The organism is Stenotrophomonas sp. 01N47, assembly GCF_056399165.1.
This window is the reverse complement of record NZ_JBFTQU010000005.1, coordinates 150,600-165,351: the sequence shown is the minus strand read 5'-3', so window position 1 is coordinate 165,351 and position 14,752 is coordinate 150,600. Positions and strand designations below refer to the sequence as shown.

At 68.3% G+C, this 14,752-nt stretch carries 16 protein-coding genes; 15 read left to right on the top strand and 1 reads right to left on the bottom strand.

Annotated features, from left to right (window positions below; genetic code table 11):
* Positions 1-14: 14 nt before the first annotated feature.
* On the top strand, positions 15-1,304 hold the full coding sequence (thrC, locus tag AC1DKR_RS10520) for a threonine synthase (protein WP_478032727.1): 1,290 nt from the start codon (positions 15-17) through the stop codon (positions 1,302-1,304).
* Between the two features lie 152 nt (positions 1,305-1,456).
* Here the strand turns inward: thrC and AC1DKR_RS10515 are convergent, their stop codons facing one another.
* On the bottom strand, positions 1,457-2,209 hold the full coding sequence (locus tag AC1DKR_RS10515) for a Crp/Fnr family transcriptional regulator (RefSeq protein WP_478032725.1): 753 nt from the start codon (positions 2,207-2,209) through the stop codon (positions 1,457-1,459).
* Positions 2,210-2,348: 139 nt separating this feature from the next.
* Between AC1DKR_RS10515 and hisS the strand changes: the two genes are divergently transcribed.
* The 14 genes from hisS (at position 2,349) to AC1DKR_RS10445 (ending at position 14,748) form a co-directional block, all read left to right on the top strand.
* The gene (gene hisS / locus AC1DKR_RS10510) at positions 2,349-3,746 is read left to right on the top strand and encodes a histidine--tRNA ligase (protein WP_428704268.1); all 1,398 of its coding nucleotides are present in this window, start codon (positions 2,349-2,351) and stop codon (positions 3,744-3,746) included.
* Between the two features lie 23 nt (positions 3,747-3,769).
* Complete coding sequence (locus tag AC1DKR_RS10505) at positions 3,770-4,039, top strand: hypothetical protein (RefSeq protein WP_363733098.1); 270 nt, start codon at positions 3,770-3,772, stop codon at positions 4,037-4,039.
* 194 nt (positions 4,040-4,233) lie between these two features.
* Positions 4,234-4,542, top strand: coding sequence for a YerC/YecD family TrpR-related protein (locus tag AC1DKR_RS10500; protein WP_313249509.1), 309 nt, complete (start codon positions 4,234-4,236; stop codon positions 4,540-4,542).
* A 34-nt stretch (positions 4,543-4,576) separates the two neighbouring features.
* Positions 4,577-5,488, top strand: a complete 912-nt coding sequence (gene hisG / locus AC1DKR_RS10495) for an ATP phosphoribosyltransferase (RefSeq protein WP_033830971.1) — start codon at positions 4,577-4,579, stop codon at positions 5,486-5,488.
* On the top strand, positions 5,485-6,780 hold the full coding sequence (gene hisD / locus AC1DKR_RS10490) for a histidinol dehydrogenase (protein ID WP_394196335.1): 1,296 nt from the start codon (positions 5,485-5,487) through the stop codon (positions 6,778-6,780). Before hisG ends, hisD begins: the two co-directional genes overlap by 4 nt.
* Positions 6,777-7,871, top strand: a complete 1,095-nt coding sequence (gene hisC / locus AC1DKR_RS10485) for a histidinol-phosphate transaminase (RefSeq protein ID WP_478032721.1) — start codon at positions 6,777-6,779, stop codon at positions 7,869-7,871. Before hisD ends, hisC begins: the two co-directional genes overlap by 4 nt.
* Positions 7,868-8,941, top strand: coding sequence for a bifunctional histidinol-phosphatase/imidazoleglycerol-phosphate dehydratase HisB (gene hisB / locus AC1DKR_RS10480; RefSeq protein ID WP_025874831.1), 1,074 nt, complete (start codon positions 7,868-7,870; stop codon positions 8,939-8,941). The genes hisC and hisB overlap by 4 nt, the downstream gene beginning before the upstream one ends.
* The gene (hisH, locus tag AC1DKR_RS10475; RefSeq protein ID WP_312110295.1) at positions 8,938-9,540 is read left to right on the top strand and encodes an imidazole glycerol phosphate synthase subunit HisH; all 603 of its coding nucleotides are present in this window, start codon (positions 8,938-8,940) and stop codon (positions 9,538-9,540) included. The genes hisB and hisH overlap by 4 nt, the downstream gene beginning before the upstream one ends.
* Positions 9,537-10,271: a 1-(5-phosphoribosyl)-5-[(5-phosphoribosylamino)methylideneamino]imidazole-4-carboxamide isomerase gene (gene hisA, locus AC1DKR_RS10470; protein ID WP_032975531.1), complete on the top strand. Its 735-nt coding sequence runs from the start codon at positions 9,537-9,539 to the stop codon at positions 10,269-10,271. The genes hisH and hisA overlap by 4 nt, the downstream gene beginning before the upstream one ends.
* Positions 10,265-11,041 (top strand): imidazole glycerol phosphate synthase subunit HisF, encoded by a 777-nt coding sequence (gene hisF / locus AC1DKR_RS10465; protein WP_049464459.1) that lies wholly within the window; start codon positions 10,265-10,267, stop codon positions 11,039-11,041. The genes hisA and hisF overlap by 7 nt, the downstream gene beginning before the upstream one ends.
* Complete coding sequence (hisIE, locus tag AC1DKR_RS10460) at positions 11,031-11,651, top strand: bifunctional phosphoribosyl-AMP cyclohydrolase/phosphoribosyl-ATP diphosphatase HisIE (RefSeq protein WP_099818309.1); 621 nt, start codon at positions 11,031-11,033, stop codon at positions 11,649-11,651. The genes hisF and hisIE overlap by 11 nt, the downstream gene beginning before the upstream one ends.
* Before the next feature lie 66 nt (positions 11,652-11,717).
* Positions 11,718-13,307: a calcineurin-like phosphoesterase C-terminal domain-containing protein gene (locus tag AC1DKR_RS10455; protein ID WP_478032718.1), complete on the top strand. Its 1,590-nt coding sequence runs from the start codon at positions 11,718-11,720 to the stop codon at positions 13,305-13,307.
* A gap of 48 nt (positions 13,308-13,355) precedes the next feature.
* Positions 13,356-13,640 (top strand): hypothetical protein, encoded by a 285-nt coding sequence (locus tag AC1DKR_RS10450; protein WP_025874818.1) that lies wholly within the window; start codon positions 13,356-13,358, stop codon positions 13,638-13,640.
* A gap of 85 nt (positions 13,641-13,725) precedes the next feature.
* Positions 13,726-14,748 (top strand): glucokinase, encoded by a 1,023-nt coding sequence (locus tag AC1DKR_RS10445; RefSeq protein ID WP_478032716.1) that lies wholly within the window; start codon positions 13,726-13,728, stop codon positions 14,746-14,748.
* The last annotated feature ends 4 nt before the right edge of the window (positions 14,749-14,752 follow it).

The window sequence follows — 14,752 nt, the reverse complement described above, 5'->3', positions numbered from 1 at the left end:
CGGATATTGACCTCATGCAATTCGTTTCGACCCGCGGCCAGTCGCCGGCCGTTGGACTCAGTGCGGCCATCGCTGCCGGTCTCGCGCCCGACGGCGGGCTGTACGTTCCGGAGGCGCTGCCGGCGCCGCGGACGCTGCAGGCTGGTGCAGCCCTGGCCGACACCGCCGCTGACCTGCTGGCGCCATTCTTCGCGGGCGATGCGCTGGCCGAGGCCTTGCCATCGATCTGCCGCGAGGCCTTCGATTTCCCCGTGCCATTGCGCGCGCTGCGCAACAGCGGTGACCATGTGCTGGAGCTGTTCCACGGGCCGACGGCGGCGTTCAAGGATATCGGCGCGCGCTTCCTCGCCGGTGTGCTGTCGCGGCTGCAGACCGGCAAGGGACGCGATCTGACCATCGTCGTGGCCACTTCCGGTGACACCGGTGCAGCCGTAGCGGCGGCCTTCCATCGGCAGACCGGTGTACGCGTGGTGGTGCTGTATCCCGATGGGCGGGTGTCGCCGCGACAGGCGCATCAGCTCGGCTGCTTCGGCGACAACATCCAGGCACTGCGGGTGGCCGGTTCGTTCGATGATTGCCAGGCGATGGTGAAGCAGGCGCTGGCCGACCGCGATCTGCAGGCACAGGTGCCGCTGAGCTCCGCCAACAGCATCAGCCTGGGCCGGCTGCTGCCGCAGATGAGCTATTACGCGCACGCGGCGCTGAGCCATCATGCGCAGCATCAGCGGCGCTTGAACCTGGTGGTGCCGACCGGCAACCTCGGCAACGCCATGGCGGCAGTGCTGGCGCGCGCGCTGGGCATGCCGATCGGGCAGATCGTGCTGGCCACCAACGCCAACGCGGTGCTGCCGCGCTATTTCAGTGGCGACCGGTACCAGCCAGCGGCCAGCATTGCGACCGTGGCCAACGCCATGGATGTCGGCGCGCCCAGCAACTTCGAGCGGCTGCGCTGGCTGTACCAGGGCGATGATGCCGAGCTGCGGGCGGCGTTCCGCGCCTTCGCAGTGGATGACGTGACCATCCGCGCGACCATCGCCAGCGCGCATGCCAGCGACGGTGAGCTGTTCTGCCCGCACACGGCCACGGCGGTGAAGGTGCTGCAGGATCTGCGCGCCGGTGGCGCCAAGGGCGACTGGGCGGTGGTTGCTACCGCGCACCCGGCCAAGTTCGAGGCGGTGGTTGAACCGTTGATCGGTGAAGCAGTGGCGGTGCCGCCGGCATTGGATGCATTGCTGCAGCGTCCGGCGCATGCCGAGCCATTGGCGGCGGACTACGCGGCATTGCGTGAGGTGTTGTTGCGTTGATGGAGGGGCTGCGTGGTTGCCGGCCAGCGGCCGGCACTACCCATGATGGGTTGGGGATTTCTGCGGTTGCCGGCCAGCGGCCGGCACTACCCGTGATGCGTGCTTCTGGTAGTGCCGGCCGCTGGCCGGCAACCCCATGACAGGCTGGGCGCTCAGCCCTGCACTTCACCGGCCAGCGAGCGCAGGCCATCCTCGTCGAGGATCTCAACCACGTTCAGATGGGGCAGGGCGATCAACCCCTGCTGGCGCAGCTTGGTGAAGGTGCGGCTGACCGTCTCCATCGTCAGGCCCAGATGATCGGCGATGTCGCCGCGGCCCATCGGCAGCGAAACGCGCAGGCCGTCTCCGCCCAGCTTGGCCTCACGCGCGGCCAGGCGAAGCAGGAAATCAGCGAGTTTTTCCGCCGGTTGCAGGCGTGCCAGCGCCAGCGCGGCATCCTGTGCGGCGTCCAGCTCCTGGCAGGCGCGCTGCAGCAGCTTGCGCTCCAGGTGCGGATAGCGGGCGCGCAGGCCCTTCATCTGCGGCAGGGCAACGCGGCAGACGCGGCTGTCGGCGATGGCCTCGATGTCGTAGCGATGGTGGTCGCTGCCGCTCAGGCCCAGATAATCGCCAGGCAGCACGAAGCCATTGATCTGGCGACGGCCATCGGCAAGCGTGCGTACCAGCCGCAGCGCGCCACCGGTCAATGTATAGACATGCTGGCGCTCTTCGCCGCTGCGGGCGAGGGTACTGCCCATCGTCAACTGCTGCGACACGGTCACCTGTTCCAGCGCCTGCACCTCATCGGGCGACAGTGCAGAGCACACCGCCAGGTGGCGTACCGAGCAGTGCAGGCAGTCCAGCGTGGCGCAGGACGGCGCGGCGGGGTCGTTGGTGGCGGGCGGAGCGCCGGAAGGCCGGGACATGTTGCGTGGGCGTATCGCGGGCGGGGGAGGGCTTTATGATACTTCAAGCGGCCGTTGGACCCCTCATCTGCGGCTGAGCGATGCGGGGCGCTAGAATGTCGCCCCCTCCCACGTCCCCGATTCCGCAGGAGCTCCGCCCGTGATCAAGCCCCGTACCCCGCCCGGCACCCTTGAACTGCTGCCGCGCGAGCAGATTGCGTTCCAGCGCATGCTGGACGTCATCCGCCGCAACTACGAGCGCTTCGGGTTCCTGCCGGTGGAGACGCCGGTGTTCGAGCTGTCCGATGTGCTGCTGACCAAGTCCGGCGGCGAGACCGAGCGCCAGGTGTATTTCGTGCAGTCCACCGGCGCGCTGGCCAACGCTGCTGAGTCCGGCGATCGTTCGCTGCCGGAGATGGCGCTGCGCTTCGACCTGACCGTGCCGCTGGCGCGTTACGTGGCCGAACACGAACACGAGCTGACCTTCCCGTTCCGCCGGTACCAGATGCAGCGCGTGTACCGCGGCGAGCGCGCCCAGCGCGGCCGCTTCCGCGAGTTCTACCAGTGCGACATCGACGTGATCGGCAAGGACAGCCTGAGCGTGCGTTACGACGCCGAAGTGCTGGCGGTCATCCATGCGGTATTTGCCGAACTGCGCATCGGTGACTTCAGCATCCAGTTGAACAACCGCAAGCTGCTGCGCGGCTTCTTCGAAAGCCTGGGCGTGGCCGAGGGCGAACGCCAGCTGGCAGTGCTGCGCGAAGTGGACAAGCTGGACAAGCGTGGCCCCGACTACGTGCGCGAGACGCTGGTGGGCGAGGGCTTCGGCATTCCGGCCGAACAGGTCGAGAAGATCCTGGCCTTCGTCGCCGTGCGTTCGCAGGGTCATGCCGATGCGCTGGCACAGCTGGCAGCGCTGGAAGACGGTGCGGGTTCCTCGGAGATCCTGCGTGCCGGCGTGGCCGAGCTGCGCGAAGTACTGCAGCTGGTGCAGGCACTGGGCGTGCCGGAAAGCGCGTACTGCCTGAATTTCTCCATTGCACGTGGCCTGGATTACTACACCGGCACGGTGTACGAGACCACGCTGACCGACCACCCGCAGATCGGTTCGATCTGTTCCGGTGGCCGTTATGAAGACCTGGCCAGCCACTACAGCAAGTCCAAGCTGCCGGGCGTGGGCATTTCCATCGGCCTGTCGCGCCTGTTCTGGCAGCTGCGCGAGGCTGGCCTGATCGAGGGCATCGAGGCCAGCAGCGTGCAGGCGCTGGTGGCGCTGATGGACGAGCAGGGCATGCCGCAGTCGCTGGACATCGCCCGCCGCCTGCGCGCTGGTGGCATCAACACCGAAGTGCAGATGGAGCCGAAGAAGATCGGCAAGCAGTTCCAGTACGCGGCCAAGGCCGGTATCCGTTTCGTGGTGCTGGCTGGCGAAGACGAGCTGGCGCGCGGCGTGGTGGCGGTCAAGGACCTGCTGCGCGAGCAGCAGTTCGAAATCTCGCGCGACGAACTGGCCAGCACTCTGCAGGTGGAGCTGGAGCAGTCGCGGGTCATGCCGTGAAGTCCGCCGCCGCAGGGGCGCTGATGCTGCTCCTGCTGGCGGGCTGCCAGAGCGATCCGGCGTTGCGCAGTACCCGGATCGGCCCTGCGTATTACCAGCTGGTGGCTGATCGCTGCCATGTGATCGATAGGGCGCAGCTTGAGCAGGACCTGCAGGCCCTTGCCGAGCGGGCGTGCCCGGGCCGGGCAGGGGCGCTGCAGAACCTGCAGTCCCATCCCAGCCGGCAGGGCAGCCTGTTCGGTGAATGCCTGCGGCGCGGCGCGCTGCAGGCAGAGGTCCGCTGCCTGCCCTGATCGGGGCCCTGTCCATCGCCGCATCCGAACGCCCACCGCCCGGTGGGCGTTTTCGTTTCCGCCGCCCGGTTCAGGGGTCAGATGCGTTTTCCCCTGGAAAACGGATCTGACCCCGTGGCCTCACGGTTTGACGCGGTGCGCAAGAATGCGTTAATGTACTAACACGCTATTACATTGATGCAAGAGCCACGCCCGTGAAAGCCCGCCCCGACATCTCCGCCAAAGACCCGCAAGCCGATCTGGACGCTCTGGCCCAGGCCTTTGCCGCGCTGCGCGAGCCGGAGCAGGTGGTCGCCTTCCTGCGTGACCTGTGCACGCCGGCCGAGCTGGAAGCCATGGCCGACCGCTGGAAGGTGGTGCCGCTGCTGCAGCAGGGCGTGCCCTATCGCGAGATCCACGAGCGCACCGGCGTCAGCGTGACCACCACCGGACGGGTGGCACGCACGCTCGAGCATGGCCATCGAGGCTATGCCGCCGCTGTCGACCGCCTTGCTTCGCGCTGATCCGCGCCCCGTTCCAGACTTCGAGACCTCCCCCATGAGTGCAACCCAGGCAGCGCCGGCGCGAGACCGGCTCCGTATCGCCATCCAGAAGAGTGGCCGGCTGGCCGAGCCCGCCCGCAACCTGCTCAGTGCCTGTGGCCTGAGCTGGCGCGAGAGCCGCGACAAGTTGTTCTGCTACGGCGAATCGCTGCCGGTGGACCTGTTGCTGGTGCGCGATGACGACATTCCCGGCCTGATCGCCGATGGCGTCTGCGACCTCGGCATCGTCGGCCGCAACGAACTGGACGAACAGGCGGCCGCGCGTCGCCAGATCGGCCTGGCCGATGCCTACCAGGCATTGCGGGGGCTGGGCTTTGGCCAGTGCCGATTGATGCTGGCGGTGCCGGAAGACTGGCAATGGCAGGGGCCGGCACAACTGGCCGGTACCCGCATCGCCACCAGCTACCCGGCTATCCTCAAGCAGTGGCTGGCCGCGCAGGGCGTGGATGCTCAGGTGGTGGAACTGTCCGGCTCGGTGGAGATCGCGCCGCGCCTGGGCACCGCCGACCTGATCTGCGACCTGGTCTCCAGCGGCGCCACGCTGCGTGCCAACCAGCTCACCCCGGTACACAACCTGCTCGACAGCGAAGCCGTGCTGGCCGGTGCGGTACGCGTTCCCGATGATGCGCGCGGCGCGCTGCGCAGCATGCTGCTGCGCCGCCTGGACGGTGTGGTGCAGCGGCAGGACCGCAAGCTGCTGATGTTCCGCGCCAGCGAGGACCGCGTCGACGCGTTGTCGCAGCTGCTGGCCGATGCCGAACCGTTGGTGCGTTTGCCTGCCGATGGCGGTGCATTGCGCCTGCAGACCATGTGCCCCGGTCCATTGACCTGGCAGCGCATGGAAGAACTGGAGCGCGCCGGCGCCCAGGGCCTGATGGTACTGAGCGTGGAGCGGTCGCTGGCATGAATCGTCTGATCTGGTCGCAACTTGACGAGGCCGCACGCAGCGCGGCGCTGACCCGCCCGGTGCAGACCGTGGCGCAGCAGACCCGTGATGCGGTGGCCGCGCTGATCGCGCAGGTGCGCACGCAGGGCGATGCCGCGCTGCGCGCGATCACCGCGCGCTTCGATGGCGTGGATCTGCAGGATTTCGAAGTTTCCGCAGCCGAGTTCGCAGCTGCCGATGCCGAGGTGCCGGCCGAGCTGCGCCAGGCCATGGTGGAAGCGGCCGAACGCATCACCCGCTTCCACGCGGCCGGCATGGGCCAGGGCTATACGGTGGAAACCGCGCCGGGCGTGGTCTGCGAGCGCATGCTGCGGCCGATCGGCCGGGTTGGCCTGTACGTGCCGGCCGGTAGTGCGCCACTGCCGTCCACCGCGCTGATGCTGGGCGTGCCGGCGCAGTTGGCCGGTTGCCCACAGGTGGTGCTGTGCACCCCGCCGCGTGCCGACGGTACGGCCGATCCTGCGGTGCTGGTGGCCGCGCGCCTGACCGGTGTGCAACGCGTGTTCAAGCTGGGTGGTGCTCAGGCGATCGCGGCGATGGCCTATGGCACCGAAAGCATCCCGGCCAGCGACAAGCTGTTCGGGCCGGGCAACAGTTTCGTCACCGAAGCCAAGCAGCAGGTGGCACAGGACGGTGCCGCCGCCATCGACATGCCGGCCGGTCCCTCGGAAGTGCTGGTGATCGCCGATGCCGGTGCCAACCCTGCATTCGTTGCCGCCGATCTGCTGTCGCAGGCCGAGCACGGCCCGGATTCACAGGTGCTGCTGCTGACCGATGACGCGGCGATGCTGGCCGCCGTCGAGGCCGAAGTTGAACGCCAGGTGGCCTTGCTGCCGCGGCAGGACATCGCCCGCCAGGCGCTGTCGGCATCGCAGTTGATCCAGGTGGACTCGCTGGCCGATGCGTTTGCGATCAGCAACCGCTACGCCCCCGAACACCTGATCCTGGCCTTGCGCGAACCGCGCGCGTGGCTGGACCAGGTGCAGGCGGCCGGTTCGGTGTTCCTCGGCGACTACACGCCGGAAGCACTGGGTGACTACTGCAGCGGCACCAACCACGTGCTGCCCACCGCCGGTGCCGCGCGCGCCTACAGTGGCGTCAGCGTGGCCAGCTTCCAGAACCTGATCAGCGTACAGAGCGCGACCGCCGCTGGCCTGGCCGCGATCGGTGGCTGCGCGCGCATCATCGCCAGCGCCGAAGGACTGGATGCACACGAACGTGCGGTGGCACTGCGCATGGAGGTGGCCGCATGAGCGCGGATATCGACGGCGTGCTGGCCCTGGTACGGCCGGATCTACAGGCCTTTGCCGGCTACAGTTCGGCGCGCAGCAGCGCTGTGCAGGGCGAGGTGTGGTTGAACGCGAACGAATCGGCGTGGGCCAACCCGGCCGACGCCACGGGGGGCAGCCGCCGCTACCCGGAGCCGCAGCCGGCTGCGCTGCGTGATGCGCTGGCGTCGCTGTACGGCGTGCAGCCGCAACAGCTGCTGGTAGGCCGTGGCAGCGACGAGGCGATCGATCTGCTGGTCCGCGCCCTGTGCGTGCCGGGCCGCGATGGCGTGCTGGTGACGCCGCCGGTATTCGGCATGTACGCAGTCTGCGCGCGGTTGCAGGGTGCGCCGTTGATCGAGGTGCCGCTGATTGACGATGGTGAGGGGCTGCGCACGGACCTGGATGCGGTGATTGCCGCTGCGAAGGGGCAGGGCGCCAAGCTCGTTTTCCTGTGCGCGCCGTCCAATCCTGCCGGCAGTGATATCCCGCTGCCCGAGATCGAGCGCGTGGCCCTTGCCCTGCGCGGGCAGGCGCTGGTGGTGGTGGACGAGGCCTATATCGAGTACGCACAGCGCGCTTCGGCGACCACGCTGCTTGCCGCGCACGCCAACCTGGCGGTGCTGCGTACGTTGTCCAAGGCGCACGCACTGGCCGCCGCGCGTATCGGCACCTTGATCGCCGCGCCGGAACTGATTGCCGTGCTGCGCCGATGCCAGGCGCCGTACCCGGTGCCGACGCCGTGCGCCGAGCTGGCCGCGCAGGCGCTGCAGCCGGCCGCGCTTGCGCGCACCGCTGAGCGGGTAGCCACGGTCATCGCCGAGCGCGAGCGCCTGCACCACGGCCTGCAGGGCCTGCCTGGCATCGGCCGGGTATACGCCTCGGCCGGCAACTACCTGCTGGTCCGCTTTGCCGATGCGCAGGCGGCGTTCGACGCGCTGCTTGCTGCCGGCGTGGTGGTGCGCGACCAGCGCGCCGCACCGCAGCTGGGTGACGCACTGCGTATCAGCATCGGCAGCCCCGAAGAGAACGACCGCGTGCTTGCGGCCCTGTCGGCACGGAGGGCCGCGGCATGACGCCGATCCTGTTCATCGACCGCGACGGCACCCTCATCGAGGAGCCGGCGGATTTCCAGATCGACGCCTACGAGAAGCTGCGCTTCGTGCCGCAGGTGATCCCGGCCCTGCTGAAGCTGCGCGATGCCGGCTACCAGTTCGTGATCGTCACCAACCAGGACGGTCTGGGCAGCGAGAGCTACCCGCGCGCCAGCTTCGATGGCCCGAATGACCTGATGCTGCAGATCTTCGAAAGCCAGGGCATCGTTTTCCGTGACGTGCTGGTCGACTGCAGCTGGCCGCACGACAACGCGCCGACGCGCAAGCCGGGCATCGGCCTGATGACGGCCTACCTGCAGGACCGCAGCATCGACTGGGCGCGCTCGGGCATGGTGGGCGACCGCATCACCGACCTGCAGTTCGCCGACAACCTCAACATCCGTGGTTTCCAGCTGCGCACCGAACAGTTCGGCGGCGAGTGGGACTGGCCGGGCATCGCCCACGCACTGGCCGATGCACCACGCACGGCGGTGGTCCAGCGCAATACCAAGGAGACGAAGATCCGCGTCGAACTGGATCTGGACCGTGCCGGCGATGCGCACATCCACACCGGCCTGCCGTTCTTCGACCACATGCTGGAACAGATCGGCAAGCACGGCGGCTTCGCCCTGGACATCCGCGCCGAGGGCGACCTGCACATCGACGAACACCACACCATCGAAGACACCGGCCTTGCGCTGGGCCAGGCCTTGCGCGAGGCGCTGGGCGACAAGCGCGGCATCGGCCGTTACGGCTTCACCCTGCCGATGGATGAAACCCTGGCCAGCGCTGCGCTGGATTTCAGTGGCCGCCCGTATTTCGTGTTCGAAGGCGAGTTCAAGCGCGAGCGCGTGGGCGACATGCCGACCGAGCTGGTCCCGCACTTCTTCCGTTCGCTGTGCGACGCCAGCGGGCTGAACCTCAACCTGCAGGTGCGTGGCGACAACGACCACCACAAGGTTGAAGCCTGCTTCAAGGCCCTGGCACGTGCGCTGCGGCCGGCACTGGCGCGGCAGGGTACCGCCTTGCCGACCACCAAGGGGGCGCTGTGAGCGAGGTCGTGCTGATCGATGCCGGCGGCGCCAATCTGGGTTCGGTGCGCTACGCACTGGAACGGCTCGGTGCCACGGTGCGCCTGGTCCGCGACCCCGCTGGCCTGGCCGGCGCGCAGCGGGTGATCCTGCCCGGCGTGGGTGCGGCCGGCCCCGGCATGCAGCGCCTGCATGCGCAGGGCCTGGTCGAGCCGCTGCGCCAGCTGCAGGTGCCGCTGATGGGTATCTGCCTGGGCATGCAGCTGTTGTTCGATCGCTCCGAAGAGGCCGGCGTGGATACGCTTGGATTGATCCCCGGCGTGGTGCGCAAGCTGGTGCCGGCCTGTGGCATCCGTGTGCCACACATGGGCTGGAACCGACTGCTGCCATTGCGTCCGTCACTGCTGCTGCAGGGGGTTCCCGAGCGCGCCAGTGCGTACTTCGTGCACAGCTACGCCGCGCCGCTGAACAGCCATACCGTTGCCGCCTGCGACCACGGTGGCCTGTTCACCGCCGTGGTCGAGCAGGGCCGCTACTTCGGCGCCCAGTTCCATCCAGAGCGTTCCGGCGATACCGGCTCGCTGATGCTGCGCAATTTCCTTGAGGGCACCGCTGCATGAGTTTCATCGTCTATCCCGCGCTGGATATCCGCGACGGCCGCGTCGTGCGGCTGCGCCAAGGCGACTACGCGCAGGAAACCCACTATGGCGACGACCCGCTGCCGCGTGCGCAGGCATTCGCCACGCAGGGCGCACAGTGGATGCACCTGGTGGATCTGGATGCCGCACGTGCCGGTGGCTACACGTTGGCGCCGCTGTTGGCCGCGATCCGTGCGCAGACCCCGCTGCAGGTGCAGACCGGTGGCGGCGTGCGTGGCCGTGACGACGTGGCACGCATCCTCGATGCGGGTGCCAGCCGCGTGGTGATCGGCTCACTGGCGGTGCGCGAGCCTGCGCAGGTGATCGGCTGGCTGGGCGAGTTCGGCCCGGAGCGGCTGACCATCGCCCTCGATGCACGGCAGGACGCGCAGGGGCAATGGCAGCTGCCGGTGCATGGCTGGACCGAGAACGCGGGGGTGACCCTGGATGCGCTGGCGGAACGCTATGCACAGGCCGGCATGCGTCACCTGTTGTGCACCGACATCGCCCGCGATGGCATGCTGGCCGGGCCCAACATCAGCCTGTACCAGCACCTCGCAGCGTTGCTGCCGGGCGTGGCGGTACAGGCGTCAGGCGGTATCCGCGATGTGGCCGACGTGGCTGCGGCACAGGCCGCCGGTTGTGGCGGCGCGATCCTCGGCAAGGCATTGCTGGAACAGCGCATGGACCTGGCGGAGGCGCTGGCATGCTGAGCCGCCGCATCATTCCGTGCCTGGACGTGCGCGATGGCCGCGTGGTCAAGGGCGTGCGTTTCCGCGATCACGTCGACATGGGGGACATCGCCGAACTGGCGCAGCGCTATCGCGACCAGGGCGCCGACGAGCTGGTGTTCTATGACATCGGCGCCAGCCCGGAGGCACGGTCGGTGGACGTGGCCTGGATCGAGCGCATCGCGCGCCTCATCGATATCCCGTTCTGCGTGGCCGGCGGCATCGACAGCGTAGAGACCGCGCGTCGCGTGCTGTTCGCCGGCGCGGACAAGATCTCGATCAACTCACCCGCGCTGGGCCGCCCGGAACTGATCACCGAACTGGCCGAAGAATTCGGCGTGCAGTGCGTGGTGGTCGGTGTCGACTCGGTACGCGAGGACGACGGCCAGTGGCGCGTGCGCCGTTTCAGCGGCGACCCGGACAAAACCCAGGCAGTGCCGCTGCGCACGCTGGACTGGATCGTCGAGGCGCAGCGCCGGGGTGCCGGCGAGATCGTGCTGAACTGCATGGACAGCGATGGCGTGCGCCGTGGCTATGACGTCGAGCAGCTGCGCCAGGCACGTGCGCTGTGCCAGGTGCCCCTCATCGCATCGGGCGGTGCGGGTACGATGGAGCACTTCGCCCAGGCCTTTGACCAGGCCGACGTTGACGGTGCGCTGGCGGCCAGCGTATTCCACAGTGGCGCCATCGCCATTGCCGACTTGAAGCGCTACCTGCGCGAGCAGCAGATCGAGGTGCGGGATGTCTATTGATGTGCGGCCGTCGCCGCAGGCGCTGGAAACGCTGGACTGGGACAAGGGCGATGGGCTGCTGCCGGCCGTTGTGCAGGACGCCGACACCCTGCAGGTGCTGATGCTGGGTTACGTCAGCGCCGAGTCGCTGGCAGCGACGCTGGCCATCGGCCACATGACCTTCTTCAGCCGCAGCAAGCAGCGTCTTTGGACCAAGGGCGAGCAGTCCGGCAATGTGCTGGCGGTGCAGTCGATCAGCGTCGATTGCGATGCCGATACGCTGCTGGTGCTGGCGCGCCCGGCAGGTCCGACCTGCCACACCGGCGCGGAAAGCTGCTTCGACGGCGCGCCGAAGGACTTCCTCGGTGGCCTGGACCAGCTGGTCGCCGTGCGTGAGGCGCTGCGCCCCTCCGGCAGCTATACGACGTCCCTGTTCGAAGGCGGCATCCGCCGCATCGCGCAGAAGGTGGGCGAGGAAGGCGTGGAGACGGCGCTGGCCGGGGTGGCGCAGGACGATGAGGCCTTGCTGGGCGAGGCGTCGGACCTGCTGTACCACCTGCTGGTGCTGCTGCGCGCGCGCGGGCTGTCGCTGGAAGATGCCCGCGACGTGCTGGAAAAGCGCCATCGTTGAACGAGGTGTGCGGACCAACGGTCCGCACCTACAATATGGGGTCTTCTTTTTCCCGGACCCGCCCCCATGAAACTGCCTGCCGCCTGGCTGTGCTGCCTGTTGCTGACCTCGCCGGCCTGGGCCGCGGACACCGTGGTCAGCGGCAAGGTTTATCTGGAGCGTGACGCCAAGCCAGGCCGCGGTGCGACCGATCCGGGCCTGGCCGGCGTGCAGGTGTCCAATGGCGAAACCATCGTCAAGACCGCTGCCGACGGCAGCTACAGCCTGCCGGTGCGTGACGGCCAGACGGTCTTCGTCATCAAGCCCGATGCCTATACGTTTCCGAAGGCCACCGACGGCCTGCCGTCGTTCTGGCGGCACTACCGGCCGAACGGTTCGCCCGCGCTGAAGTACGGCGGCATCGCGGCCACCAGTGATGTTGCCCGCAACTGGGACTTCGCCCTGCAGAACGACCGGCATGACAGCCGCCGTGGTTTCCAGATGCTGGTGTTCACCGATTCGCAGACCGCCAGCCTGCAGGACATCGGCTACTACCAGCAGTCGATTGTGGCGCCGCTGGTTGGGCAGACCAAGGCGCGCCTGGGTACCACGCTCGGTGACATCGTCAACGATGATCTGACCCTGTACCCGGCGATCAACAAGGTCACCACCGAGCTCGGTGTGCCGTGGTTCCACGTGCCCGGCAACCACGATCTGGACTTCGACGCGGCCAATGACGCGCATTCGCTGGACAGCTGGCGCAACATCTACGGCCCCGATACCTATGCGGTGGAAGAGGGCGGCGCCAGCTTCGTGTTCCTCGACGACGTGGTGTACGACCCCAATGCCAAGCCGAAGTATGTCGGTGGCCTGCGCGAGGATCAGTTCGCCTTCCTGGCTGCGTATCTGAAGGGCCTGCACAAGGACCGCCTGCTGGTGCTGGGCATGCACATCCCGTTGTTCGACGCGGCACCGGGGCGCGAGACCTTCCGCCATGCCGACCGCCAGCGCCTGTTCGACCTGTTGAAGGACTTCCGCAACGTGCTGGTGCTCAGTGGCCACAGCCACACCCAGCAGCACGTCTACCACGGCAAGGCTGATGGCTGGCAGGGCGCCAGGCCGCTGCACGAGTACAACGTCGGTGCCAACTGCGGTGCGTTCTGGTCGGGCGTGAAGAATGCAGCCGGCGTACCGGACAGCACCATGAGCGACGGCACGCCGAAGGGCTATGCGCTGCTGGACGTGGCCGGCAACGGCAGCTACCGCCTGCAGTACCGAGTGGCCGGTGCGGCAGCCAGCGAGCAGATCGGCCTGCATGCACCGAAGGTGCTGCGCAAGGGGGCTTACCCGGCGTGGGGCATCTACGCCAATGTGTACATGGGCGAGGATGCCAGCGTGGTCGAGTACCGCGTCGATGGCGGCGCCTGGCAGCCGATGAAGCAGGTCAGCCAGCCTGATCCGCGCCTGCTGGTGGAGAACGTGGCCGACGACCTGGCCACCACGCTGCGCGGTTACGATCGCTCGCCGGAAGCCACCGCCTCGCCGCACCTGTGGCGTGGCGCGTTGCCGACCGACCTGGCCGTGGGCAGCCACAAGGTCGAAGTGCGCTCCACCCAGCCCGATGGTGCGGTGTTCACCGCCAGCACCAGCTACAGCCTGCAGACCGCGCAGCCCTGAGCGCGGGCCGGGCTTCCATCACCAGCTTCCATCACGAAAGGACGCAGCATGGATATCCGCTTCATGGCCGGCACCACGCCGGTCACCCTCAGCCGCCACTGGTTCACCGGCGCGATGATGCTGCAGAGCGCCAGCGAGAAGGTCTGGGTGCAGCACCCGCTGCATCCGGGCACGCACTTCTCGTTCTCGCTGGTACAGTCGTGGCAGCGCCATATCGCCGGCCATGAAGTGCTGGTGGAGCGGACCCGGCCGCTGCTGTTCGCCGGGTTCCGCCCGCAGCGCCTGCGGGTGCTGGTGGACGGCGTGCAGGTGGCCGAGCAGGAAGGCATGTGACCCCGGACGGCGCTGTCGCCGCGCTAGGCAAAGGCCGTCCAATGCCTGAGAATCGGCACGATTCAATCGATCCAAGCAGGCCAGCGTGAACGTTGCAGCAGTGTCCCAGGCGCCATCCGAGTCCGCCCGCAGCGGCGTCCCCCGCAGCCTGGTCGTCGCCGATGTCGGCGGTACCTTCGCCCGTCTTGCGCTGGCTGAGACCCTGCCGGGGCAGGCGCCGCGGCTGGGCAGCTACCGCACCTACGCCTGTGCCGACCACCCCAGCCTGGCGGCGATCCTGGCCGATTTCACCGCCAGTCTCGGCCAGCCGATGGCCAGTGCGGTGGTCGCCATCGCCGGCCTGCTCGACGGCGATACCCTGATCAATGCCAATCTGCCGTGGACGGTGTCGCTGTCGGCAACACGCCGCGAGTCGGGCCTGCCCGACCTGCAGCTGATCAATGATTTCGAAGCAGTGGCGCTGGCCATTCCCTACCTGCAGGCCGACACGCTGGTGCCGTTGAATGGCGATGCCGATCCGGCCAAGACCTTCCCGGCACTGGTGCTGGGGCCGGGCACCGGCCTGGGCGCCGCGTTGCGCTTCGCCGATGGCGAGCGCCCGGTGCTGGCCAGCGAGATCGGACACGCTGCGTTGGGCGCCGGCAATGCGTTGGAACTGCATGTGCTGGGCCAGCTGCTGCAGCGCTGGCCGCATGTGGACAACGAACGTGTGCTGTCCGGCAGCGGCCTGATGAACCTGTATCCCTGCCTGTGCGAACTGCGCGGCGTGGCTCCGCAATGGACCAGCACCGAAGCGCTGATCGCGGCTGCGCGGCAGGGCGACGACGCGCTGGCAGTGGAAACCCTGCAGGTGTTCTGCGCCTGGCTGGGCAGCCTGGCCGGCGACGCGGCGATCGCCGTGGGCGCGCGCTCGGTGTACCTGGCCGGCGGCATTTCCACCCATGTGCAGGACTTCCTGGCCGACGGCCGTTTCCGTGAGCGCTTCCTCAACAAGGGGGTGCTGACCGACGTGCTGCGCCAGGTGCCGGTGTGGCGGGTCGAACATGGCCAGCTGGGTGTGCTCGGTGCCGCAGCCTGGCACGCAGCGCGGACCCCCGCGCACGATTGATCGG

Bases quoted from the DNA above. Each gene is read 5' to 3' on its own strand.
- thrC (WP_478032727.1), top strand. From the start codon at position 15: ATGCAATTCGTTTCGACCCGCGGCCAGTCGCCGGCCGTTGGACTCAGT.
- AC1DKR_RS10515 (WP_478032725.1), bottom strand. From the start codon at position 2,209: ATGTCCCGGCCTTCCGGCGCTCCGCCCGCCACCAACGACCCCGCCGCG.
- AC1DKR_RS10505 (WP_363733098.1), top strand. From the start codon at position 3,770: ATGCTGCTCCTGCTGGCGGGCTGCCAGAGCGATCCGGCGTTGCGCAGT.
- hisG (WP_033830971.1), top strand. From the start codon at position 4,577: ATGAGTGCAACCCAGGCAGCGCCGGCGCGAGACCGGCTCCGTATCGCC.
- hisD (WP_394196335.1), top strand. From the start codon at position 5,485: ATGAATCGTCTGATCTGGTCGCAACTTGACGAGGCCGCACGCAGCGCG.
- hisC (WP_478032721.1), top strand. From the start codon at position 6,777: ATGAGCGCGGATATCGACGGCGTGCTGGCCCTGGTACGGCCGGATCTA.
- hisB (WP_025874831.1), top strand. From the start codon at position 7,868: ATGACGCCGATCCTGTTCATCGACCGCGACGGCACCCTCATCGAGGAG.
- hisA (WP_032975531.1), top strand. From the start codon at position 9,537: ATGAGTTTCATCGTCTATCCCGCGCTGGATATCCGCGACGGCCGCGTC.
- hisF (WP_049464459.1), top strand. From the start codon at position 10,265: ATGCTGAGCCGCCGCATCATTCCGTGCCTGGACGTGCGCGATGGCCGC.
- hisIE (WP_099818309.1), top strand. From the start codon at position 11,031: ATGTCTATTGATGTGCGGCCGTCGCCGCAGGCGCTGGAAACGCTGGAC.
- AC1DKR_RS10455 (WP_478032718.1), top strand. From the start codon at position 11,718: ATGAAACTGCCTGCCGCCTGGCTGTGCTGCCTGTTGCTGACCTCGCCG.
- AC1DKR_RS10450 (WP_025874818.1), top strand. From the start codon at position 13,356: ATGGATATCCGCTTCATGGCCGGCACCACGCCGGTCACCCTCAGCCGC.